This is a genomic window from Achromobacter pulmonis (genome assembly GCF_021733725.1).
GTDB classification, from domain to species: domain Bacteria; phylum Pseudomonadota; class Gammaproteobacteria; order Burkholderiales; family Burkholderiaceae_B; genus Achromobacter; species Achromobacter pulmonis.
Map to the genome: position 1 here is coordinate 1,444,297 of NZ_JAIFOT010000001.1, position 14,447 is coordinate 1,458,743.

Sequence of the window (14,447 nt, forward strand, 5' to 3'; positions counted from 1 at the left end):
GGCGCGCCGCCTCATATAAAAACCGCCAAGGGAAGCAGCATGTCCGCAAACGTTTTCATCCACAGCGCGTTATCCACCTGTACGCTGGCGAAGGCCCAGTACCTGTCGCGCGTGGGCATCAAGACCACCGCGGACGCGATGACGCGATCGGTCTACTTCCCCAAGCGCGCCCCGACCACCGTCGGTCCGGCCGCGCGCCAAAAGCGGCTGCAAGAGTCCCTGACCCTGGCCATGTCGGCCAGGCCCGCCCAATAAGATCGCCGTTCCGGCGCCTGCAACCCCCCGAGCCCACCAAGGAAATATCACGTGGCCCTTTTCATCCTACGCAGACTGATCCAGAGTCTGTTCGTGCTGCTGGCCGTCTCGGTCGTGGTCTTCTTCGCGGTGTATGCCGTGGGCGACCCGATCGAACTGCTGGTCAGCCCCGAAGCCAGCCAGGCGGCGCGCGAGGCGATGATCGCCCGCCTCGGCCTGGACCTGCCCGTGTGGCAGCAATACACAGGATTCCTGTGGCGCGCGCTGCACGGCGACCTGGGCACCTCGTTCGTGCATGGTATCCCGGCCATCGAGCTGATCGTGCAGCGCATCCCCGCCACCTTCGAACTGGTGATCGTGGCCATCGGACTGACCTGTGTGATCGGCATTCCGCTGGGCCTGGTGGCCGGCCTGTACCGCGATGAACCGCTGGGCCGCGGCATCATGTCGTCGTCGGTGCTGGGTTTTTCGCTGCCCAACTTCTGGCAGGGCATGATGCTGATCCTGCTGTTCGCGGTCTGGCTCGGCTGGCTGCCCGCCACCGGCCGGGGCGACACCGTGACGGTGCTGGGCGTGCGCCTGTCGATCCTGACGGCCGACGGCTGGGCGCACCTGATCATGCCGGCCATCAACCTGGCGCTGGCCAACATCGCACTGGTGCTGCGCCTGACCGCCTCGGGCGTGGTCGAGGCCCGTAGCCAGGACTACGTGAAATTCGCGCGCGCCAAGGGCATCAAGCCCGGCCGCATCGTGCGCCGCCACATCCTGCGCAACATCCTGATCCCGGTGGTCACCGTCATCGGCATGGAATTCGGCAGCCTGATCGCCTATTCCACCATCACCGAGACCGTGTTCGCCTGGCCCGGCATGGGCAAGCTGCTCATCGACAGCGTCTACCAGCTCGACCGCCCCGTGGTGGTCGCCTACGTGATGCTGGTGACCCTGATTTTCGTCGTCATCAACCTGGTCGTGGACATTCTGTACGCCGCGCTCGACCCGCGCGTGCAGCTCGTGACCCCCGCTCAATAACTTCCATGGCTCAATCTCCCAACTCCGGCCGCACCCGTACCGTCCAGCCCCTGGCCGATACACCCAAGCGCGCCTCGATCCTGAAGAAACTGCGGGCCCGCCCCACCGTGCGCGGGTCGGCCATCGCCCTGGCCGTCCTGGTGCTGCTGGTGGTGTTCGCGCCCTACTTCGCGCCGCAGAATCCCTATGATCTGGCCAACCTGTCGCTGCTGGACGGCCGCCTGGCGCCGCGCCAGGCGCTGATGGACGGCAGCATCGCCTGGCTCGGCACCGACGACCAGGGCCGCGACATGCTCAGCGCCATCCTCTACGGCCTGCGCATCAGCCTGATGGTGGGTCTGTCGGCGGTGACGCTGGCCACCGCCGTGGGCGGCGCGGTCGGCCTGGTGGCCGCCTACGTCGGCGGCCTGGTCGACACCGTGCTGATGCGCATCGTCGACTTCATCCTGGGCTTTCCGACCATCCTGGTGGCGCTGGTGCTGCTGGTGGTGCTGGGGCGCGGGGTCGACAAGGTGATCCTGGCGCTGGTGCTGGTGCAGTGGGGCCACTATGCCCGCATCATGCGCAGCCGCGCGCTGCAGGAGCGGCGCAAGGAATACGTCGAGGCCGCCACCAACCTGGGCTTCCCGGCCTGGCGCATCATGGTGTTCCACCTGCTGCCCAACTGCCTGGGCCCGGTCATGGTGTTCGCCACCATCCAGATCGCCACCGCCATCGCGCTGGAAGCAACGCTGTCGTTCCTGGGCGTCGGCGTGCCGATCACCGAACCGTCGCTGGGCCTGCTGATCTCGAACGGCTTCCAGTATCTGCTGTCGGGCGACTACTGGATCAGCCTGTTCCCGGGCATTGCGCTGTTGTTGCTTATTCTTTCCATCAATATCGTCGGCGACCGCCTGCGCGAAAGCCTGGACCCCAAGCGATGAGTGAAGTCCTTCTTGATGTGCGCGGCTTGCGCACCGCATTCCATACCGAGGCCGGCGCATGGCTGGCGGTCGACGGCGTCGACCTGACGGTGCGCCGCGGCGAAATCGTGGGCCTGGTCGGCGAGTCCGGCTCGGGCAAGTCGGTCACCGGTTTCTCGCTGCTGGGGCTGATCGACCCGCCCGGAGAGGTCGTCGACGGCGAAGTGAAGTTCAAGGGCAATGATCTGCGCAAGCTCTCCGAAGAGCAGATGCGGCAACTGCGCGGCAATCGCATCGCCATGATCTTCCAGGACCCGCTGATGACGCTCAATCCGGTGCTGCGCATCGGCGAGCAGATGATGGAAGCCATCCTGACGCACGAGAACGTGCCGCGCGCCGAAGCGCTGGAACGCTGCCGCGAGGCGCTCGCCATGGTCGGCATCCCCGCGCCGGAGAAGCGCCTGAAAAGCTATCCGCATGAGTTCTCGGGCGGCATGCGCCAGCGCGTGGCGATCGCCATCGCCATGCTCAACAAGCCCGACCTGATCATCTGTGACGAGCCGACCACGGCGCTGGACGTGACCATCCAGGGCCAGATCCTGTACCGCATGCAGGAGATCTGCCGCGAGCACAACACCGCGCTGATCTGGATCACCCACGACCTGGGCGTGGTGGCCGAGCTGGCCGACCGCGTCGCCGTCATGTATGCCGGCCGCATCGTCGAGAGCGGCCCGGTCGAACAGGTGCTGGACGCGCCGCGCCATCCCTACACCCGCGGTCTGCTCGATTCGATGCCCGGCGCCACCGCGCCGGGCGCGCGGCTGCACCAGATCAACGGCATGGCGCCGAGCCTGGCCGGCCGCCCGTCGGGCTGTGCGTTCCGGCCGCGCTGCACCCACGCGGTCACGCGCTGCACCGAGCAAGCCCCCACCGTCACCACCGAAGGTTCGCGCAGCTATCGCTGTTACGTCCCGATTGCCCGCGAGGCCGAGCAAGCATGAGTCAAGCCGATACCCCTGTCATCGAGCTCAGGAACGTCCACAAGCGCTTCGAACAGCGCCCGGATCTGGCGCAGCGCATCCTGGCCCTGGCCGGCCGCCCGATCGACCGCCGCACCGTCTATGCCGTCAATGGCGTCGACCTGCGCATCGGCCGCGGCGAAGTCGTCGGGCTGGTGGGCGAGTCCGGCTGCGGCAAGTCCACCCTGGGCCGCGTGGTCGCCGGCCTGCATCGCCAGACCGAAGGCGAATTGCTGTACCAGGGCCAGGACCCGCGCCGCCTGAGCGGCCGCGAGAAACTGGCCTACACGCTGGGCGTGCAGATGATTTTCCAGGACCCGCAGGCCTCGCTCAATCCGCGCCAGCGCCTGCGCCAGATCCTGGGCGAATCGCTCAAGGTGCACAAGCTGGCGCCGCCGGCCGAGATCCCCGCGCGCATCGACCAGGCCTTGACCGAAGTGGGCCTGGACACCGAATACCGTGACCGCTTCCCGCACCAGATCTCGGGCGGCCAGCGCCAGCGCATCGGCATCGCCCGCGCGCTGATGGTGGCGCCCAAATTCCTGGTGTGCGACGAGCCGGTGGCGGCGCTGGACGTATCGATCCAGGCGCAGGTGATCAACCTGTTCATGGATCTGCGCGAACAGCACGGCTTCACCTACCTGTTCATCAGCCACGACCTGGGCGTGGTGCGCCACATTTCGGATCGCGTGGCCATCATGTACCTGGGCAAGATCGTCGAAATCTCGACGTCGGCCGAGATCTTCGCGCGCGCCAACCACCCCTACACCCAGGCCCTGATGGCCGAGGTGCCGGACGTGGCGCGGCGCGGCCGCAAGTTCACCCCGATCAAGGGCGAGATCCCGTCGCCGCTGAACCCACCGTCGGGCTGTACCTTCAACCCGCGCTGCCCGCACGCCATGCCGCGCTGCCGCGAGCAGGCGCCGGCGTTGCAGGAAATATCCCCGGGCCACTGGTCGGCCTGCCATCTGAACGAAGCCACCGCCTGAACGCCATGAAACCCTCTGACATGTCCAACGTGGACCGCATCGCCATCGAAATGGGCCATGCCGGCCGCAACGCCATCGCCTATATCGACGAGGATCGCAATTCCGATCGCCCGTTCAAGCTGCAGACCTACCGCCCCTACGGCTACACCCCGGACCGTCCGGTGGTGATCGTGCAACACGGCGTGCTGCGCAACGGCGACGAATACCGCGACTTCTGGGTCGAGGCCGCCGACAAGCACAAGCTGCTGATCGTGGCGCTGACCTTCTCCAACGAGATCTGGCCGGGCGTGGAAAGCTACAACAATGGCCGCGTGTTCTCGGCCGGCGGCAACCCGCGCCACATCGACGGCTGGACCTACGCGCTGGTGGGCAACGTGATCCGCGACATGATCGACGCCGAGATCACCGATGGTGAAAACGTGTATCTGTTCGGCCACTCGGCAGGCGGCCAGTTCGTGCACCGCCTGATGAGCAGCCAGTCGCACGCGCCGTTCAAGGCGGTGGCGGCCGGCAACCCCGGCTGGTACACGCTGCCGACCTTCGACTATCCGTTCCCCGAAGGCATGGACGGTGTCGGCCTGACCGAAGACCACCTGGTCAAGCTGCTGGGCTACCCGATGATGATCCTGGCCGGCGACCAGGACATCGCCACCGACGATCCCAACCTGCCATCGGAACCGGCCGCCATGCGCCAGGGCCCGCACCGCTACGCCCGCGCCCACAACTACTTCGAGGCCGGCCGCAAGGAGGCCGAGCGCCGCGGCGTGCCGTTCAACTGGACGCTGCAAGTGGTGCCCGGCATCGGCCACGATGGCCGCGCCATGTCCGCCGTCTGCGCCAGCCTGTGGTTCGACGGCGCCATGCCGAGCGATGCCGAACTGGCTCGCCTGGCCGGCCAGCAGGTCGCCTGAACGCCCCCTTTCATTCCCGCTAGCAGAATCGCCATGTCATCCACTTCCCGCACTGAACAACTCGTCGCCGGCATCCAGAGCTGGCTGCAATGCGAATCGCCCTCGAACTTTCCCGATGGCATCGCCGCCATGGCCCGCATCATCGCCGACTACGCGGCCGCGGCCGGCCTGACGGTGGAACTGTCCTCGCTCGGCCCGGCCACCGGCCCGCTGCTGTACGCCACCAACCGCGCCGCCGGCGACACCCGCCCGGGCATCCTGATCCTGGCCCACATGGACACGGTGCACCCGGTCGGCACGCTGCTGGAGAACCCGGTGCGCATCGACGGCGACCGCCTCTACGGCCCCGGCAGCTATGACATGAAGGCCGGCATTTATCTGGCGCTGACGGCGCTGGCCGGCGTGGCGCGCCCCGGCGCGACGCAACTGCCGGTGGACTTCCTGGTGGTGCCCGACGAGGAAACCGGCAGCCATGCCTCGCGCGCCCATATCGAACGCTTCGCCGCCAACGCCAAGTACGCGCTGGTGTGCGAGCCGGCCCGCCCCAACGGCGGCAAGTGCGTGACGGCGCGCAAGGGCACCGGCATGCTGAACCTGAACGTCAAGGGCCGTCCGGCCCATGCCGGCATGCAGCATGAAAAGGGCCGCAGTGCGATCCGCGAGATGGCGCACCAGGTGCTGGCGCTGGAAGCGATGACGGACTATGAGCGCGGCATCACCGTGAGCGTGGGCACGATCGCCGGCGGCACCGTGACCAACACGGTGCCGGCCCTGTGCCGCTGCGTGGTGGACTTCCGCGTGCCCGACATGGGCGCGGCCGAGGACGTGCTGCGCCGCATGCGCGAGCTGTGCGCGGTGGGTCCGGACGTGGAACTGGATATCGACGTGGAACTGAACCGCCCGCCGATGGTGAAGACCGAGGAAGCCGCCGCCTTGCTGGCGCTGGTGCAGGGCTATGCCGAACGCGCCGGCTTCCTGCTGGAAGACGCGCCGATGACCGGCGGCGGCAGCGATGCCAACTTCACCTCCGCCATGGGGATTCCGACGCTGGACGGCCTGGGGGCCGACGGCGACGGCGCGCATACGTTGAATGAGTACATCCTGATTTCAACGCTGGCGCAGCGCCTGACGTTCTGGGAACTGCTGCTCAAGGAACTGGCGTAAGTTCTGGAAGCCGCAGTTGAAGGAGCTGGCGTAACGCCAGCTCGATGAGGCGGCGAAGCGTGGCCACGCAGGAACGGCAGAACGACTTCGCTGACGATCCGGAACATTCCTTTCGGATCGGTCTTGCATACGCATGCCCATGCCCATGCCCTCGGGGTTCTGGAATCGGCATAGATTATCAATCGATACTCTTACCGATCTATTCTCGTGCAAAAGACATGACGTCTGCCCCGGCAAGACAGGTCTCTCATGCACGGCAGCCCACCAGGTATTCCCAGACATGCGCATCCTGATCGCGATCATTCTATTTATCAGTCTCGCGGGATGCGGGGCAACATTGAAGCCGGTCAAGCCCGATGCCACCACGGGATTGTTCTCCACCACCGTCGGGATCGCGCCATCCGATATCGAAGTCGCCGAGCGCTTTGATCCCGCCTACCGGCGCATGCTGTTCATCAACGTCAAATCCAACTGGGGCTACCTGGAGACCATCGATTACTTCCAGACGTCCATCGAGCACCTTGGAACCTTCGAGCAGGTGCTGACGAGAAAAGACATCGATCAGAAGATCATTGCCTGGCATTTGCAGGACAAGGTGTCAGACGTCTCGAACTTGCTGGGGCTGAACCTGCTCAGCAAGCAAATCGGGAATTTCCTCATCCTCGACGTGGGCAACTGGTGGAAGGGCGGCTATCACTACGAAGGTTCGTTGCAGGCCATGGATGCCAGCACAGGCAAGACGGTGTTCAAGACGACGCTCCAGGCATTCAACTGGGACGGCTTGGACGCGTCGTTGTTCCGCCCGCTGCTCAACGCGTTCGTGCTCTGGACCAAGAACGAATTGCCCGGCCCACAGCCAGGCAGCAAGTAGGCGCCTCCCCAATCTGCAACGCGCTGGCGGGCCGGCGCCGCCAGCAGGCGAACGCAGCAGCCCGCCGTACCCTGCGGCCTAGAATTTCTCCGGCACGAACATCTCTTCGGGCACCGGGTGGCGCAGGTAGTCCTGGTGGTGAACCCGCTCGGGTAACACCACCTCCGCATGCGTCACGGGATGGTAGGGCACCTGTTCCAGCAGATGGCTGATGCAGTTCAGCCGCGCCGTCTTCTTGTCATCGGCGCGCACCACCCACCAGGGTGATTCCGGAATGTGCGAGCGTTCCAGCATGACTTCCTTGGCCTGCGTGTAGGCCTCCCAGCGACGACGGCTTTCCAGGTCCATCGGGCTCAGCTTCCATTGCTTGAGCGGATCGTCGATGCGGCTCTGGAAGCGCGACTCCTGTTCGTTGTCGGACACCGAGAACCAGTATTTGACGATCTGGATGCCGCTGCGCACGAGCATCTTCTCGAACTCGGGCACCGAGCGGAAGAATTCCTCGTACTCTGCGTCGCTGCAAAAGCCCATGACGCGCTCCACGCCCGCCCGGTTGTACCAGCTGCGATCGAACAACACGATCTCGCCGGCGGCGGGCAGGTGCGCAGCGTAGCGCTGGAAATACCATTGCGTGCGCTCGCGCGAACTCGGCGCGGGCAGCGCGGCCACCCGGCACACGCGCGGGTTCAGGCGCTGCGTGATGCGCTTGATGACGCCTCCCTTGCCGGCCGCGTCGCGCCCTTCGAACAGCACCACCAGGCGATGTCCGCTGTGCATCACCCAGTCCTGCAGCTTGACCAGCTCCCCCTGCAGGCGCAGCAGCTCGCGGAAGTACCGACGCCGCTGCGCGTGCCAGGACTCGCCCCTGGCGTCGCCGTTGTCGCCGCGCCAGTCGTCGAGCTCCATTTCCAGCTCTTCATCCAGACTGTCGATCAGGTCTTCCTGCAGGCGCATATGTCGCTGCAAGGTGTCGGCGCCGCGTTCAGGCATGTTTTCCATGGTGGCCTCCCATTGTCGTTTCACCCGTCGGCGCACCTGGCGTGCGTCCGAACTGCGCCAGGGTGACGGGTAAATATGACAGGCAATCAAGGCGCCTGCGGGCGGCAGTCTGGCCCTAAAATGGGCGCCGAGAGAGACGTCCCCGCAAAGAAGCCATGCAAGAAAAAACCGCAAACAGCGCCATCGCCTACGGCCTGGCCACGATCGCCGCCGACGGAACCATCCTGGACACCTGGTATCCCCGTCCGTCCCTGGCCGACAACACGCCCGCTGGCGGCACGCGGCACCTGACGCCGGAAGAAGCCCGCGCCGCGCTCGGCGAGCACGTTCCCACTTCGCTGGGACGCGACACCCGCCGCAAGGTCGACATCGTCGCCGTGCGTACCGCCATCGCCTCGCTCGACGCGCCGCCCGCCGACGCGCACGACGCCTATCTGCGCCTGCACCTGCTCAGCCACCGGCTGATCCGGCCGCATGGCGCCAACCTGGACGGCCTGTTCAACGTGCTGGCCAATGTGGCCTGGACCTCTGCCGGCCCTTGCGCCGTCGATCAGGTCGATGCCTTGCGTTGGCAATTGCGTGCCACCGGGCAAGTGCTGGAGATCCGCGGCGTCGACAAGATCCCGCGCATGACCGACTACGTGGTGCCCGCCGGCGTGCGCATCGCCGACACCGCCCGCGTGCGCCTGGGCGCGCACCTGGCGGCCGGCACCACCGTGCTGCACGAGGGCTTCTGCAACTTCAACGCCGGCACCCTGGGCGCCTCCATGGTCGAAGGCCGCATCAGCGCCGGCGTCATCGTCGATGACGGCACCGACATCGGCGGCGGCGCATCCATCATGGGCACCATGTCCGGCGGTGGCAAACAGGTGGTGGCCATTGGCAAGCGCTGCCTGCTGGGCGCCAATTCCGGCATCGGCATCTCGCTGGGCGATGACTGCGTGGTGGAGGCAGGCTGCTACATCACCGCCGGCACACGCGTGCTGACGCCGGAGGGCGCGGTGGTCAAGGCCGTGGAACTGGCGGGCCAGCACGGGCTGCTGTTTCGCCGCAACTCGCAGACGGGCGCGGTCGAAACGCTGGTGCGCACGGCCGCCTGGGGCACGCTGAACCCGGCGTTGCATACGGGACACTGAGCGGGCCAGCCACCGGTGTCGGCCGCATGCCGCTCGATGGCGGCGCGTCGGGTCCGCGCGGACATGTCCCGCCAGAGGTGGCCCAGCCGCGCAATGCGGCAGGCTTCAAGCGCCCGGCGGCTGCGGCACGAACGGATAATGCTCGACCCGGCCATGGCCCGCGATGATGGCGGTGGACTCGGGCACCTCTTCCCAGACGCCGGGCATTTCGCTCAACGGTTCGGACAGCAGCAGGAAGGCATCGTCATCCAGGGCCGCGACCTTCGGGTCGTCGGGATAGAGTTCGCGCAAGTGGCGCACGCAGGTGTTATGGAACAGCGTGCGCGAATCGCGCTCGCTGGAATAGCGCACCGCGATCAGGCGCTCGCCGTCCAGCGCGCAGACCGTCATGTTGATCGGCCGGGCCACGCCATGGCGCCGGCCGGTTTCCTCGACCGCGCCGACCATGCGCGCCAGCGCCGGCAGCGGGTCTGTCTCCAGGCCGAAGCTCAGCGCCAGCAGGAACATCACCTCGGAATCGGTCGACCCTTCCAGCGAGCCGAAGTACGCCGGCGCGATCATCAGCATCAGGTCGCGCCGCAGCAAGGGATAGTCGCGGATGACGCCGTTGTGCACGAACAGCCAGTTGCCGTGGCGGAACGGGTGGCAATTGGTTTCCTGGGCCGGCGTGTCGGTGGCGGCGCGGATGTGGGCCACGAACAGCGGCGAATGGATGGCGCGCGCGGCCTCGCGCAGATTGCGGTCGTTCCAGGCCGGATGCACGCTGCGGTAGCGGAACGGCGGCTCCACGGGCTTGCCGTACCAGCCCAGGCCGAAGCCGTCGCCGTTGGTGGTGGTGGCGCCCATGCGCGAATGCAGGCTCTGGTCGATCAGCGAGTGCCTGGCCTTGAACAGCACGCTCTCCATTTGCAGGGGACTCCCGGTATAAGCCAGCCAGCGGCACATGATGCGCTCCTTGGAAACAACCCCGGCGCGAGGCGGCGGGTGTGCCCCAGTGTAGGAGCCGGGCGCAATTTTCTACAAGCCCGGCGCGGCGGCGCGCGACATAGTGCGGGACTGACAGCTTCTCCGGAGCCTTCCATTTTGCATCCCCCCACCGCTTTCACGCCACAGCTGGGCTTTGCCAGCGACAACACCGCCGGCGCCAGCCCGCAGATCCTGGCCGCGCTGCAACAGGCCAATGAGGGACAGGCTCCCGCCTACGGCGCCGACGACATCACGCTGCGTGTCGAGCGCCGCCTGGCCGAGATCTTCGAGCGCGACGTCGACGTGCTGCTGGTGCCCACCGGCACGGCCGCCAACTCGCTGGCGCTGGCGGCGCTGACACCGCCATGGGGCAGCGTGCTGTGCCACGCGCACAGCCACATCGCCAACGACGAATGCGGCGCGCCGCAGTTCTACAGCGGCGGCGCGCGCCTGGCGCTGCTCGACGGCGCCGCATCCAAGCTCGACCCCGCCCTGCTCGCCCAGGAAGCGCGTCGCAAGGCCGGCGACGTGCACTCGATGCCGCCTGCCTGCGTCAGCATCACCCAGGCCACGGAAACCGGCAGCGTGTACACGCTGGACGAGATCCAGGCCATCGGCGCCGTCTGCCGCGATGCCGGACTGCCCCTGCACATGGATGGCGCGCGCTTCGCCAATGCCTTGGTCAGCCTGGGCTGCACGCCCGCGGAAATGACCTGGAAAGCCGGGGTCGCGGCGCTGTCGTTCGGCGCCACCAAAAACGGCGTACTGGGCGCCGAGGCCATCGTGCTGTTCGAACCCGGACGCGCCGCCGAGCTGGCCTACCGGCGCAAGCGCGGCGGCCACCTGTTCTCGAAGATGCGGCTGCTGTCGGCGCAAATGGACGCCTATCTGGCCGACGACTTGTGGCTGCGCAACGCGCGCCAGGCCAACGCCATGGCGGCGCGGCTGGCGGCCGGCATGGCGGGGCTGCCCGGCATCGAACTGCAGGGACCGGCCGAGGCCAACATCCTGTTCTGCCGGCTGCCCACCGCCGCGATCGACGGCCTGCTGGCGCAGGGCTTTCGCTTCTATCATGACCGCTGGGGCCCGGGGGTGGCGCGGCTGGTCACCTCGTTCACCACGCGTGAAGCCGATGTCGACCATTTCCTGGCGGCATTGCGGGCGCAGTTGCGATAGGCTCGTCGCGGTGGACTGGCGCGGCGGCCCGTCCGCGCTCAGGCCGCGCGCCGGTAGGCCGACGGCGCCACGCCGTAGGCCGAGCGAAAAGCGCGGTTGAAATGGCTCTGATCGTAGAAGCCGACCTCGGCCGCGACCTGCGCGATCGAGGCCGGCGCCCGCGCCAGCGTGGCGCAGGCCCGCTCCAGCCGCAGCCGCGTCAGCCAGGCGTGGGGCGTCAGGCCCACCGACAGCGCGAAGCGGCGCAGGAACTGATAGCGGCTCAGCCCGCACAGGCGCGCCAGATCCTCCAGCCCGATCTTCTCGCCCAGGTGCGCCTGGCAATAATCCAGCACCCCCCGCAGATGGGACGCCGACAGGCCTCCGCGCACCTGCTGCGGCTTCACCACGCCGGTACGCGCGAACAGCGCGCCCATCAAGGCCAGCGACGCGGCCTCGTGCGCCAGCGGCCCGGCGGCGGCGTCCGCCATCCATGACGCGTGCAGGGCCACGAAGCGGGCGGCCAGGCCGGCGTCTTCGATCAGGGTGCCCAGGAAGCATTCGTCGGGCGCGCCGTCCGAAACCTCGGCGATGAAGCCGCGCATCAGCTCTGGCGCGATGCGAAACGTGTTCAGGGTATGGGAATGGCCATAGTCGGCCACGCCGGCGCCGTCATGCACCTCGCCCGGCGGCATCAGGGCGATGCCCCCCGGGCCCAGCAGCGTGCTGCGGCCGCGGAAGGTCTGGCGCTGCACGCCCTGGGTCACCAGGCCGATGTGGTAGTCGACGTGGTAATGCCGCTCGAACCGGAAATCGACCAGGCGCGCCACGCCCAGCACCAGGCCCGGCGTACCGGGCACCGGTCGATAACGCACATCGTCCTTCATCGTCAGCGCCATGGTGCAAAGCGGCAGGTATAGCCCCGCGCGCGCCTCCCGGTCTTGTAATTTATTGCGGCATCACTTCTTCAGCAATGCCTTGAGCATGGCCATGCGCTCCTTGGGATTCATGGCGGCGGTGGTCTCGTCTTCCTGGATGCCCGGGGCGTCCAGGCCCATTTCCTCGATGAAGCGCGAAGGCTCGCGCACCAGGTCCTCGCGCGCCCGGCGGCGGCGCTTGCACCAGCTCAAATGCAGGCTGCGCTGGGCGCGGGTGATGCCCACGTACATCAGCCGCCGTTCTTCCTGGATGCGGGTGGCCAGGTTCTCGGCGGCGCGCGCCGGGTCGCCAACCTCGTCGTCCTTGCCCAGGTGCGGCAGCAGGCCTTCCTCGACACCGGCCAGGTAGACGTGCGGATACTCCAGGCCCTTGGACGCGTGCAGCGTCGACATCTTGACCGCGTCCGGCTCTTCTTCCTCGCCGCGTTCGAGCATAGTCACCAGCGCCACGTGCTGCACCAGCTCGAACAGGGACATGTTGTCCTCCTCGGCCTTGCGCTTGAGCCAGCCGGTCAGTTCCAGCACATTCTGCCAGCGGGTCTGGGCCGGGCGTTCGTCGAACAGCTCGAACAGGTGGCGTTCGTACTGGATGGCCTGCACCAGGTCGTCCAGGATGACGCCGGCGGGCTCGGCCGGCGCGCCGTCGGTGCCGGCGGTGGCGCCACGGCCGGCGCGCCACTGCATGCGGCGGATGAATTCGGTGAACGTGCGCAGCGGTTCGAGCTGGCGCGGCGCCAGCAGGCTTTCCAGCCCGGTCTCGGCGACCGCGGCCAGCAGCGACAGCTCGCGGCTGGCCGCGTACTGTCCCAGCGTCTGCAAGGTGGCCTGGCCGATGCCGCGCTTGGGTGTGGTGGCGGCGCGGATGAAGGCCGGATCGTCCTCGTCGTTGGCCAGCAGCCGCAGATAGGCCAGGATATCGCGCACCTCGGCCTTGTCGAAAAAGCTCTGGCCGCCCGCGATCGTGTAGGGGATCTTCAGGTTGCGCAGCGCCTGCTCCAGGATGCGCGACTGGTGATTGCCGCGATACAGGATGGCGAAATCCTTCCACTGTGCCTGGCGCTCGAAACGCGACGCCGAGATCTTCATGGCGATGGATTCGGCCTCGTGTTCCTCGCCATCCATGGCGCACACCACGATCGGCTCGCCCACGCCCAGGTCCGACCACAGCTTCTTTTCGAACAGCTTGGGGTTCTTCTCGATCACCTGGTTGGCCGCCGCCAGGATGCGCTGCACCGAGCGGTAGTTCTGCTCCAGCTTGATGAGCTTGAGATTGGGATAGTCGGTGGTGAGCTTGGCCAAGTTCTCGATGGTCGCGCCACGCCAGGCGTAGATGGCCTGGTCGTCGTCGCCCACGGCGGTGAACATGGCGCGCGAGCCGGTTAGCAACTGCACCAGGCGGTACTGACAGACGTTGGTGTCCTGGTACTCGTCGACCAGCAGGTAGCGCACGCGGTTCTGCCAGCGCGTGCGCACCTCTTCATTGTTGGCCAGCAGGATGGCCGGGATGCGGATCAGGTCGTCGAAGTCCACCGCCTGATAGGCGGCCAGCGTGGCGGCATAGCTGCGATAGACGTTGGCGGCTTCGACGTCGCCCGGCGTGATGGCCTCGCGCGCGGCGTCGTCGGGTTCCATCAGCGCGTTCTTCCACAACGAGATGATGCCCTGCACGTGGCGCAGGCGGCCCTTGTCGGTGGTGGCCAGCAGTTCCTGGATGATCGCCATGGCGTCATCGGCGTCGAGGATCGAGAAGGTCGGCTTCAGGCCAGCGTTGCGCGCTTCTTCGCGCAACAGCTTCACGCCCAGCGAATGGAAGGTACTGATGGTCAGACCCTTGCCCAGCTTGCGGTCCACCAGCGTCCTGACGCGCTCGTCCATCTCGCGCGCGGCCTTGTTGGTGAACGTCAGCGCCACCACGTTGCGGCCCATGTAGCCGCATTCGCGCAACAGATAGGCGATCTTCTGCGTGATGACGCGCGTCTTGCCGCTGCCGGCGCCGGCCAGCACCAGGCAGGGGCCATCCAGGTACAGCACCGCCTCTTTCTGCGCGGGATTCAGGCCGTGGCCGATGGGTTCGTGTGCGGACATGGGATTCGGGAAAACGGGAACGACATAG

At 67.1% G+C, this 14,447-nt stretch carries 14 protein-coding genes; 10 read left to right on the plus strand and 4 right to left on the minus strand.

Annotated features, from left to right (window positions below):
• Positions 1 to 39: 39 nt before the first annotated feature.
• From K2W61_RS06635 to K2W61_RS06670, 8 genes are all read left to right on the plus strand, one after another.
• Entirely contained in the window at positions 40 to 255 is a 216-nt protein-coding gene (locus K2W61_RS06635) for a hypothetical protein (RefSeq protein WP_175140129.1), read from the plus strand.
• 51 nt (positions 256 to 306) lie between these two features.
• A complete protein-coding gene (locus K2W61_RS06640; RefSeq protein WP_175131919.1) occupies positions 307 to 1,284 on the plus strand; it encodes an ABC transporter permease in 978 nt (325 codons plus the stop codon).
• Between the two features lie 5 nt (positions 1,285 to 1,289).
• A complete protein-coding gene (locus K2W61_RS06645; RefSeq protein ID WP_236755281.1) occupies positions 1,290 to 2,207 on the plus strand; it encodes an ABC transporter permease in 918 nt (305 codons plus the stop codon).
• The gene (locus K2W61_RS06650; protein WP_175131921.1) at positions 2,204 to 3,187 is read left to right on the plus strand and encodes an ABC transporter ATP-binding protein; all 984 of its coding nucleotides are present in this window, start codon (positions 2,204 to 2,206) and stop codon (positions 3,185 to 3,187) included. The genes K2W61_RS06645 and K2W61_RS06650 overlap by 4 nt, the downstream gene beginning before the upstream one ends.
• On the plus strand, positions 3,184 to 4,194 hold the full coding sequence (locus K2W61_RS06655) for an ABC transporter ATP-binding protein (protein WP_175140223.1): 1,011 nt from the start codon (positions 3,184 to 3,186) through the stop codon (positions 4,192 to 4,194). Before K2W61_RS06650 ends, K2W61_RS06655 begins: the two co-directional genes overlap by 4 nt.
• Before the next feature lie 5 nt (positions 4,195 to 4,199).
• Positions 4,200 to 5,105 carry a prolyl oligopeptidase family serine peptidase gene (locus K2W61_RS06660; protein ID WP_175131923.1) on the plus strand — a complete coding sequence of 302 codons (906 nt, stop codon included), beginning with the start codon at positions 4,200 to 4,202 and terminating at the stop codon, positions 5,103 to 5,105.
• Between the two features lie 33 nt (positions 5,106 to 5,138).
• Positions 5,139 to 6,269 carry a M20 family metallopeptidase gene (locus tag K2W61_RS06665; protein WP_236755282.1) on the plus strand — a complete coding sequence of 377 codons (1,131 nt, stop codon included), beginning with the start codon at positions 5,139 to 5,141 and terminating at the stop codon, positions 6,267 to 6,269.
• Positions 6,270 to 6,549: 280 nt separating this feature from the next.
• The gene (locus K2W61_RS06670) at positions 6,550 to 7,140 is read left to right on the plus strand and encodes a hypothetical protein (protein WP_175131925.1); all 591 of its coding nucleotides are present in this window, start codon (positions 6,550 to 6,552) and stop codon (positions 7,138 to 7,140) included.
• A 78-nt stretch (positions 7,141 to 7,218) separates the two neighbouring features.
• Here K2W61_RS06670 and ppk2 read toward each other — a convergent pair whose 3' ends face one another.
• A complete protein-coding gene (gene ppk2, locus K2W61_RS06675) occupies positions 7,219 to 8,130 on the minus strand; it encodes a polyphosphate kinase 2 (protein WP_419761636.1) in 912 nt (303 codons plus the stop codon).
• A gap of 164 nt (positions 8,131 to 8,294) precedes the next feature.
• Here ppk2 and dapD point away from each other — a divergent pair, with 164 nt between their 5' ends.
• Positions 8,295 to 9,275, plus strand: coding sequence for a 2,3,4,5-tetrahydropyridine-2,6-dicarboxylate N-succinyltransferase (gene dapD / locus K2W61_RS06680; RefSeq protein ID WP_175131927.1), 981 nt, complete (start codon positions 8,295 to 8,297; stop codon positions 9,273 to 9,275).
• A gap of 105 nt (positions 9,276 to 9,380) precedes the next feature.
• On the opposite strand, the gene K2W61_RS06685 is transcribed toward dapD, so the two are convergent.
• Complete coding sequence (locus tag K2W61_RS06685; RefSeq protein ID WP_175131928.1) at positions 9,381 to 10,220, minus strand: class II glutamine amidotransferase; 840 nt, start codon at positions 10,218 to 10,220, stop codon at positions 9,381 to 9,383.
• Positions 10,221 to 10,355: 135 nt separating this feature from the next.
• Between K2W61_RS06685 and K2W61_RS06690 the strand changes: the two genes are divergently transcribed.
• Positions 10,356 to 11,417, plus strand: coding sequence for a threonine aldolase family protein (locus K2W61_RS06690; protein ID WP_419761637.1), 1,062 nt, complete (start codon positions 10,356 to 10,358; stop codon positions 11,415 to 11,417).
• A gap of 38 nt (positions 11,418 to 11,455) precedes the next feature.
• Here K2W61_RS06690 and K2W61_RS06695 read toward each other — a convergent pair whose 3' ends face one another.
• Positions 11,456 to 12,283 carry an AraC family transcriptional regulator gene (locus K2W61_RS06695; RefSeq protein ID WP_175131981.1) on the minus strand — a complete coding sequence of 276 codons (828 nt, stop codon included), beginning with the start codon at positions 12,281 to 12,283 and terminating at the stop codon, positions 11,456 to 11,458.
• A 72-nt stretch (positions 12,284 to 12,355) separates the two neighbouring features.
• The gene (locus K2W61_RS06700; RefSeq protein WP_175131930.1) at positions 12,356 to 14,419 is read right to left on the minus strand and encodes a UvrD-helicase domain-containing protein; all 2,064 of its coding nucleotides are present in this window, start codon (positions 14,417 to 14,419) and stop codon (positions 12,356 to 12,358) included.
• Positions 14,420 to 14,447 lie beyond the last annotated feature (28 nt).

What these genes read in the sequence shown, in the direction of transcription:
- ppk2 (WP_419761636.1), bottom strand. Translation starts at nt 8,130, where the DNA reads ATGCCTGAACGCGGCGCCGACACCTTGCAGCGACATATGCGCCTGCAG.
- K2W61_RS06655 (WP_175140223.1), top strand. Translation starts at nt 3,184, where the DNA reads ATGAGTCAAGCCGATACCCCTGTCATCGAGCTCAGGAACGTCCACAAG.
- K2W61_RS06635 (WP_175140129.1), top strand. Translation starts at nt 40, where the DNA reads ATGTCCGCAAACGTTTTCATCCACAGCGCGTTATCCACCTGTACGCTG.
- K2W61_RS06695 (WP_175131981.1), bottom strand. Translation starts at nt 12,283, where the DNA reads ATGAAGGACGATGTGCGTTATCGACCGGTGCCCGGTACGCCGGGCCTG.
- K2W61_RS06665 (WP_236755282.1), top strand. Translation starts at nt 5,139, where the DNA reads ATGTCATCCACTTCCCGCACTGAACAACTCGTCGCCGGCATCCAGAGC.
- K2W61_RS06700 (WP_175131930.1), bottom strand. Translation starts at nt 14,419, where the DNA reads ATGTCCGCACACGAACCCATCGGCCACGGCCTGAATCCCGCGCAGAAA.
- K2W61_RS06685 (WP_175131928.1), bottom strand. Translation starts at nt 10,220, where the DNA reads ATGTGCCGCTGGCTGGCTTATACCGGGAGTCCCCTGCAAATGGAGAGC.
- K2W61_RS06660 (WP_175131923.1), top strand. Translation starts at nt 4,200, where the DNA reads ATGAAACCCTCTGACATGTCCAACGTGGACCGCATCGCCATCGAAATG.
- dapD (WP_175131927.1), top strand. Translation starts at nt 8,295, where the DNA reads ATGCAAGAAAAAACCGCAAACAGCGCCATCGCCTACGGCCTGGCCACG.
- K2W61_RS06645 (WP_236755281.1), top strand. Translation starts at nt 1,290, where the DNA reads ATGGCTCAATCTCCCAACTCCGGCCGCACCCGTACCGTCCAGCCCCTG.
- K2W61_RS06670 (WP_175131925.1), top strand. Translation starts at nt 6,550, where the DNA reads ATGCGCATCCTGATCGCGATCATTCTATTTATCAGTCTCGCGGGATGC.
- K2W61_RS06650 (WP_175131921.1), top strand. Translation starts at nt 2,204, where the DNA reads ATGAGTGAAGTCCTTCTTGATGTGCGCGGCTTGCGCACCGCATTCCAT.